Genomic DNA, 6,911 nt, shown 5'->3' on the forward strand with positions numbered 1-6,911 from the left:
CGACCGCGTCCCGGCAGCGGACCGCGCCGGCCGCCGGCCGCGGCATGGCCCTGGCCCTGGCCACCATCGGGTTCGCGGTCAACTTCTGGGCCTGGTCGCTGCTGAGCCCGCTCGCCCCCGGGTACCAGGAGGAGCTCGGGCTGAGCCCGCTGGCGGTGTCGGTGATGGTGGCCGTGCCGGTGATCGTCGGGTCGCTCGGCCGCATCCCGCTGGGCGCCCTGACCGACCGCTACGGCGGCCGGATCGTGTTCGCCGCCCTGTCGTTCGTGGTCATCGTGCCGGTGCTGTTCCTGGCCGCGGCCACCTCGTACCCTGCCCTGCTCCTGGGCGGCCTGTTCCTCGGGCTCGGCGGGGCCTCGTTCGCGGTCGGGGTGCCGTTCGTCAACGCCTGGTTCCCGCCCGAGCGCCGCGGGGTCGCGCTCGGCATCTACGGCATGGGCAACATCGGCACCGCCATCTCCGGCTTCGTCAGCCCGCGGGTGGCCAGCTCGCTCGGCCGGCCCTGGGCGTTCCTGATCGTGGCCGTCGGCCTGGCCGCGGTCGGCCTCGCCTTCCTGGTCCTGGGCCGCGACGCCCCCGACCGGCCACGGGCCACCGAGCCGTTCCTGACCCGGTTCCTGGCCGCCACCCGCATGCCCATCGCCCGCGACCTGGCCGTGCTGTATGCCATCACCTTCGGCGGCTTCGTCGCCTTCGGCGTGTACCTGCCCACGTTCCTCAAGACCGTCTACGGCCTGGAGACCACCGACGCCGCCTCCCGGGCGGCCGGGTTCGTGGTCCTGGCCACCCTGGCCCGCCCCGCCGGGGGCTGGCTGGCCGACCGCATCACCGGCGTTCCCGTCCTCAAGTGGTCCCTCGGCGTGGTCGCGGCCGGCGCCGTGGTCGCCGCCTTCCAGCCTCCGATCGTGCTCGCCACCGTCGCCTTCCTGACCATGGCGGCCGCCCTCGGCCTCGGCAACGGGGCCGTGTTCGCCCTGGTCGGCACCAGGGTCCCGGCGGCCAGCGTCGGCAGCGTGACCGGCCTGGTCGGCGCCGCCGGCGGCCTCGGCGGGTTCCTCCCGCCGATCGTCATGGGCCTGGTCTACCAGGCCACCGGCGACTACGCGATCGGCCTGATGCTGCTGAGCGACGTCGCCCTGGCCGGCCTGGTCTTCACCGCCTGGCGCCTGGGCAGCGGCGCCGAGGCCCGCGCCGCCCGCCGGTCCGGCTGAGCCCCGGGCTGGTCAGGCGCGGCGGATCGCAGTCGCCAGCGCGACCGCGGCCAGGGGCACGAAGCTGCCCAGCCCCAGCCCGGCCAGCCACCACCCGATCCGTGGCGGGGCGCCCGCCACCAGCAGGGCCACCCCGAGGTTGACGGCGGCCAGCCGCAGCGGCCAGCCCAGCTCCAGGATCCCCGTCAGCCGCCGGTTGCCCCAGGCCCCGCGCCCGAACACGACCGGCAGCAGATAGGTGAGGGCCCCGGTCAGGGTCTGGAGCGCGAACCCGGCGACCACCACCGGGACCAGCCGCGCCAGCTGGCCGTCCAGGTCGATCACCCGCCGGCTGACGGCCAGGGCACCCAGGTCGGCCACGACCGCCACCACCAGCCACCCCATCCCGGCCCCGAGCATCCACGACGCCGCCGTATGCGGAGGCCGCCGCAGGACGGTGCGGACGAACGGGACCAGGGCGACGCCCAGGCCGGCCGCGTAGATGACCAGCCCGGCCAGCGCGACCACCCGGCGCTGGCTGGCCAGCCCGGCCGCGGCCACCGCCAGCCCACCGGCCAGCGGCGGCAGCGACCAGCGGACGGCCTGCTCCAGCCCAGGCACCATGCGGGTGCGCAGCACCGTCGGCCACAGGGTGAACTGGGTCCCGACGACCGCCAGCCCGACCCACCCGAGCATGTTCAGGTGCAGGTGGGCCAGCCGCAGCGCCCGGTAGGCGTCGGCCGAGGCGGCCGCCCCGCCGGCCAGCCACAGCCCCAGGCCCATGCCAGCCAGCAGCGCGGCCGCGGCGGCCACGTAGAACCAGACCGTCTGGGACAGCCTGGCCGGCAGCGCCCGGGCGATCCGGCCAGCCAGGCCGAGGGCGTGGCCTCCCACGGTCAGCCCGGCCAGGCAGGCCCCGGCCGCGGCCAGGCCGGAACGGCCGGTGTGGACCCCGACGAGCACGCCGACGACCCCAAGGTTCAGAGCGAGCGCCCTGACCACGGCCATCCGCTCCGAGGCCGGCGGCGCCCGCAGCAGTGCCGCCGCGAAGTACTCGCTCCAGACGACGATGGCGTTGGTGGCCGCCCCCAGCAGGACCAGGTGCAGGGCCAGCCAGCCCCCGCCCGGGACCCGCTGACCCAGGGCCAGGACCACCCCGCCGACGGCCAGGTAGGCGAGCACGAACGCGGCCACCAGCAGCTGCCGCGGCGCCCGCCGGGTCGGCCGGGCGGCGGTCATCCCCGGCGCCGGCCGGTGACCTCGGCCACGTAGCTGACCGGCACGATCACCGGTCCCTTGGCGTCGACCAGGGCCAGCCGGCCGGGGTGGTGGTCGGCCAGCAGCTTGCGGCACTGGATCTCGTGGAGTCCTTCATGTGGGTCTCGGGCACGCAGGCGTCTCCTTGGTGCGGGACACAGCCCAAGGAGGGGAGAAGGCGATGCGGCGTCGGGGTCCCACCGAAAGACCCGCCCACCCCGGGCCGTTGGACCCTACGCCCCGGCCTTCGCAGCGTTCACCCTGGTGGCATGTTCGTACGCTACTACATTGAGCTGTCGCTGCCGGTAGCCAAGGTGGAGCAGGCGTTGGCCGGCTCTCCGGCCGGCTGGCTGTCAGCCGTGGCCGGAGAGGCCCAAGCCCGTGGTGATGGGCTGCTCGGTGAGGTCGGCGTTGGACCCCTCGGCGTCAAGTTGCGGCGGCAGGTCAGGATCCAACTGGGCGAGCCAGTGCGCTTTCCCTCCATGACCTCGCTGCCGCTGACCTGGGAGCCGGTCGGTCTGGAAGGGGCGCTCCCCCAGTTGGACGCCAACCTCGAGCTGGGCTCGCTCGGCGGAGATCGGACCCAGCTGGCTATCAGCGCCCGCTACCGCCCACCGCTCGGCGTGGTCGGCCGGGCTGTGGACCGGGTGCTGCTCCACCGGGTGGCCGAGGCGACCGTGAAGGATTTCCTGGACCGGGTCGGCGCGGCAATCACGGATCAGGCCATGACCAACGGTGACGTCCAGGCGATCGGTCCCGAAGGAGGGGTCGAGGCAAATGTCCCCTGACACAGCAACCCGTACCCGCTTGAGCCGGCCCAGCGGGACCTGCGACGATGGAGTCATGAGCGCGCCACCGCTGCGGGTCATGCTGGTCGACGACCACGAGGTCGTCCGCGACGGCATCAAGCTGCTGCTCAACGACCGTGAGGATGTGGTGGTGTGCGCCGAGGCCAGCTCGGCACGGGAGGCCGTGGCCGTAGCCGCCCAGGCCCTGCCAGATGTGATCGTCATGGACGTCCGCCTCTCCGACGGCTCCGGCATCGAGGCCACCCGCGACATCCGCGCCGCCCGCCCCCAGACGGTCGTGCTCATGCTGACCAGCTTCGCCGACGACGAGGCCCTGTTCGCCTCGATCATGGCCGGCGCCGCCGGCTACGTCCTCAAGCAGATCCGCGGCGAGGAGCTGGTCCGGGCCATCCAGGCCGTCGGCGCCGGTCAGAACCTGCTGGACCCGGCGGTCACCAAGGGCGTGTTCGACCGGCTCCGCAAGGGCAAGCACCTCCTCAAGGACGAGAAGCTGGCCCGTCTGTCCCCCCAGGAGGAACGGATTCTTTCCTTGGTGGCCGACGGCCGGACCAACGGCCAGATCGGCGAGGAGCTCGGCCTGGCCGAGAAGACGGTCAAGAACTACGTCTCCAGCATCCTGGCCAAGCTCGAGGTCGCCCGCCGCGCCGAAGCCGCCGCCTACCTGGCCCGCCACACCACCCTGCCCGGCGCCTGACCAGCCGGTCGGTGTTGAGGGCGGCGCGCGTTATCGGGGTCGCGCGGTGGTGAGCCGCCGATACGACTGGTCGCGTCTGCTGCTCTTGCGCTCCCACCGTGAGCTCAGCAGTGGCCGGGCGCCCAGGGTGATGGTGGCTGACCAGCGGTAGGTCATCGGCCAGTTGCGAAACACGGGGGCGACCCGGGTGACGGCCGCCATGAGCGGCGGGAGCCCCCGCGGGCGCCAGCCTCGGGTGACGTCCAGGACAAGGTCGACGTGGTCCTGGCGCCGCTCGACCGTCCAGGTGCCGCCGACGACGGCCGGGGTGTTGTCGATGTCCAGCCGCCAGGCGCCGGTCGCCAGGGTATCGGGCCGGAGCCGGGCAATATCGGGGAGGGCCGGCTCGAGCACCAGACCGGCACGGTGGCCGGCGGTTCGTGCCTGGAGGCTTTCGATCCGGTTCGACGTACCGTCGAACCGCACGTTCCCCGGTGTCCGGGGATCGACGGTGGCGACGGGGCCGTCGCCGGCCGGATTGAGGACGACCGCGGTGGGGGCGGCGGTGTACTTCACCAGCCGACGCCGGTGCAGCCAGCCGCCGGGAAGACGGCCGGTGGTCACCCTCCGGCCACCGATGCGGAGGTCGAAGGCCGGGCCGGTCTTGCGGACCAGGTCGCAGCCGCCCATGAGGAACAAGGGCAGCGAGACCGGGTGCTCGATCGTCGAGCCGACCGGCGCGAGCAGCGTTCCCGGGTGCCGGCGCCGTCCGTCTCGGTCGTCGATCCGCACCCGGACCTCCCGACCGGCCAGGTCGGTGAGGCAGACATCGACGTCGATCCCGCACGGGCCGATTTCGAACCGGGCCGGCTCGATGGACGCCTGGCGCCACTCCCCCAGCTCGCCACCCACCTGGACGTATGCGGGATCCAAGGCCAGGCCAGGCTGGCGGTAGACGTCGAAGCGTCCGTCATGGCGCCGCTTGAACAGGACGATCATCCCCCGGCCGTGGACAGGGTCGTCGAACACCTGGAGCTCCAGGCCCTCGTAGTGGGGATCGTCGGCGATCTCGAAATTGAGCATCCGGTCGACGTCCCACACCTGGAGGTCGAAGGGGCACAGCACCCGCTGACCCCCAGTCCCCTGGTCCGGCTTGTCGGCCCCGAACGATTCGTTCCTGATGCCAGTCGTCGCAATCACCTCCCGAAGCCCCTCAATGCGAGCGTGCCGCCGCCCAGCGCGACAGGGCAGGGTCAACGGTCCCGGCCGTCACGGGCCATCCGCCCATGCCAGCGCCGTCCGCCGGGGCGGAAGCTGGAACCGACGAACGGAGCCTCATGCGCACGACAGTGGCGGTGGAGGGTGGTGCAGGCGACCCGAGACGACCCACGCCCCAGCCGACTTCAGGTCCTGCTCGAGGGTGCCGAGCTGCTGGTGGGACTGCTGCATCTCCTCGTCGGTCATCGGCTCGCGGACCGGCAGCTACCCAGGCAGCTTGGCCGCAAGGACGTCGACCGGCTCGATGACCGGAGGCTGCGCGAACAGCTCCGGCGCCTGGGCCATCAATGCGGCGGCCACCTGGCCGCCAAGGTGGGCTTGGCGGCCGCGTCGTCGGGAAAGGCGTCGAAGATCCCGAACTCCGAGGGTCCAAGGCGGACCGCGAACCAGGCGATGGTCGCCGGTTCCTCCTCCACCAGCGCCAAGCCTCCCTCAAGGAAGCTGACCACCTCAGCCTCCTTGCCGGGCGTGGCCACCAGACGAACAAGTAGTCCCACCGTAACCATCACCGCTCTCCTTCCAAGGAGCCGCCGCCACCAAGCAAACCAACCATCAAGCATCATACTGCGGGGGCGCACGCGCTCGGACAGGGAGACGATGCGGTACGGCGACGGCGGAGCAATCAGCGGACGACCATTGCTCGGGACGCCGATCGCCGCTGGCGGCGACCCAACATGACCAGCGCGGCTTGGTTGGCGTGTGCCGGGGATGGTCCGTTGGTGTCCCCTGGCGCATGCCCAGGTGTGCCCCAGGTTGGCCTCCGCGTTAGGTGTGTGGATCACCCTGCCCGGGTGATGCGCACTCGCCCTGGTCGAGCGACGCTTCCACTGTCGGCTTCCGACTGCTGGGTGGAAGGGAGATGCCCGTGGCAAGCGATGACCGGGGGGCCTTGGCGGCAGCGGCATTCATCTACGGCTTCCCGCTGGTCTTCGACCTCCAGGAGGTCGACCGCTTCACCCGCAACGGCATCGGCGGCGTGCCGGCGACCCCGTTCAACCGCTTCGGCCATGCCTCGACCCTCGCCGGGCCCGAGGACCGGTTCGTCTCGATCAACAACGACACCGTGTACTCGATCGCCCAGCTCGACCTGAGCGCCGGCCCGGTGCGCCTGGAGGTCCCGGACACCGGCGGCCGCTACTACGTGCTCCAGTTCGTCGACGCCTGGACCAACAACTTCGCCTACGTCGGCCACCGGGCGACCGGCACCGGAGCGGGTTCGTTCCTGCTACTGCCCCCCGGCGACGAGGCCGGCCCGGCCGACCAGGGACCGGTCATCCGCTTCCCAACCGCTGTTGCCACCATCGTCGGCCGCTGGGCCGTCGACGGCCAGGACGACCTCCCGGCCGTGCAGGCCCTCCAGGCCGGGCTGACCCTGACCCCGCTGGGCGGCGGGACCGGCCCCGGCCTCCCCCAGCCCGACCCGTCGGTCCCCGAGGACCTCCGCTTCTTCGAGCAGCTGCGGGTCTGGATGCGGGCGTTCCCGCCCGCCGCCCGCGACCTCGAGCACCAGCGGCGGTTCGGGCCGCTGGGGCTACTGGAGCCGACCTCGCCCTACATCGACTCCGACCCCGGACTGGCGGCCATGCTCCGGGCCGGCCTCAAGCAGGGCAAGGAAGGGTTGGAGCAGGCCCTCACCCACAGCCCGACCCCCAAGCAGAACGGCTGGAACCTCACCTTCCACATCTTCGACTACAACCTCGACTT

General features: G+C 72.5%; 6 protein-coding genes and 1 pseudogene. 4 read left to right on the plus strand and 3 right to left on the minus strand.

What is annotated here, in order from left to right; translation table 11 throughout:
• The first annotated feature begins 44 nt into the window (after positions 1-44).
• Positions 45-1,211, plus strand: a complete 1,167-nt coding sequence (locus VF468_21455; protein ID HEX5880858.1) for an MFS transporter — start codon at positions 45-47, stop codon at positions 1,209-1,211.
• Between the two features lie 12 nt (positions 1,212-1,223).
• Here the strand turns inward: VF468_21455 and VF468_21460 are convergent, their stop codons facing one another.
• Entirely contained in the window at positions 1,224-2,429 is a 1,206-nt protein-coding gene (locus VF468_21460) for a hypothetical protein (protein HEX5880859.1), read from the minus strand.
• A gap of 287 nt (positions 2,430-2,716) precedes the next feature.
• Between VF468_21460 and VF468_21465 the strand changes: the two genes are divergently transcribed.
• Together VF468_21465 and VF468_21470 are read left to right on the plus strand one after the other, a co-directional pair.
• On the plus strand, positions 2,717-3,235 hold the full coding sequence (locus VF468_21465; GenBank protein ID HEX5880860.1) for a hypothetical protein: 519 nt from the start codon (positions 2,717-2,719) through the stop codon (positions 3,233-3,235).
• 55 nt (positions 3,236-3,290) lie between these two features.
• The gene (locus VF468_21470) at positions 3,291-3,950 is read left to right on the plus strand and encodes a response regulator transcription factor (protein ID HEX5880861.1); all 660 of its coding nucleotides are present in this window, start codon (positions 3,291-3,293) and stop codon (positions 3,948-3,950) included.
• 30 nt (positions 3,951-3,980) lie between these two features.
• Here VF468_21470 and VF468_21475 read toward each other — a convergent pair whose 3' ends face one another.
• Together VF468_21475 and VF468_21480 are read right to left on the minus strand one after the other, a co-directional pair.
• A complete protein-coding gene (locus tag VF468_21475; GenBank protein HEX5880862.1) occupies positions 3,981-5,054 on the minus strand; it encodes a hypothetical protein in 1,074 nt (357 codons plus the stop codon).
• Between the two features lie 357 nt (positions 5,055-5,411).
• A pseudogene (locus VF468_21480) lies at positions 5,412-5,713 on the minus strand (antibiotic biosynthesis monooxygenase).
• Positions 5,714-6,072: 359 nt separating this feature from the next.
• Between VF468_21480 and VF468_21485 the strand changes: the two are divergent.
• A partial coding sequence (locus VF468_21485; GenBank protein ID HEX5880863.1) for a DUF1254 domain-containing protein occupies positions 6,073-6,911 on the plus strand: 839 nt, incomplete at its 3' end.

The sequence above is a fragment of the Actinomycetota bacterium genome (genome assembly GCA_036280995.1).
Lineage (GTDB): Bacteria > Actinomycetota > CALGFH01 > CALGFH01 > CALGFH01 > CALGFH01.

Coding starts and splice junctions, on each gene's coding strand:
- VF468_21455 (HEX5880858.1), top strand. CDS start 45: ATGGCCCTGGCCCTGGCCACCATCGGGTTCGCGGTCAACTTCTGGGCC.
- VF468_21460 (HEX5880859.1), bottom strand. CDS start 2,429: ATGACCGCCGCCCGGCCGACCCGGCGGGCGCCGCGGCAGCTGCTGGTG.
- VF468_21465 (HEX5880860.1), top strand. CDS start 2,717: ATGTTCGTACGCTACTACATTGAGCTGTCGCTGCCGGTAGCCAAGGTG.
- VF468_21470 (HEX5880861.1), top strand. CDS start 3,291: ATGAGCGCGCCACCGCTGCGGGTCATGCTGGTCGACGACCACGAGGTC.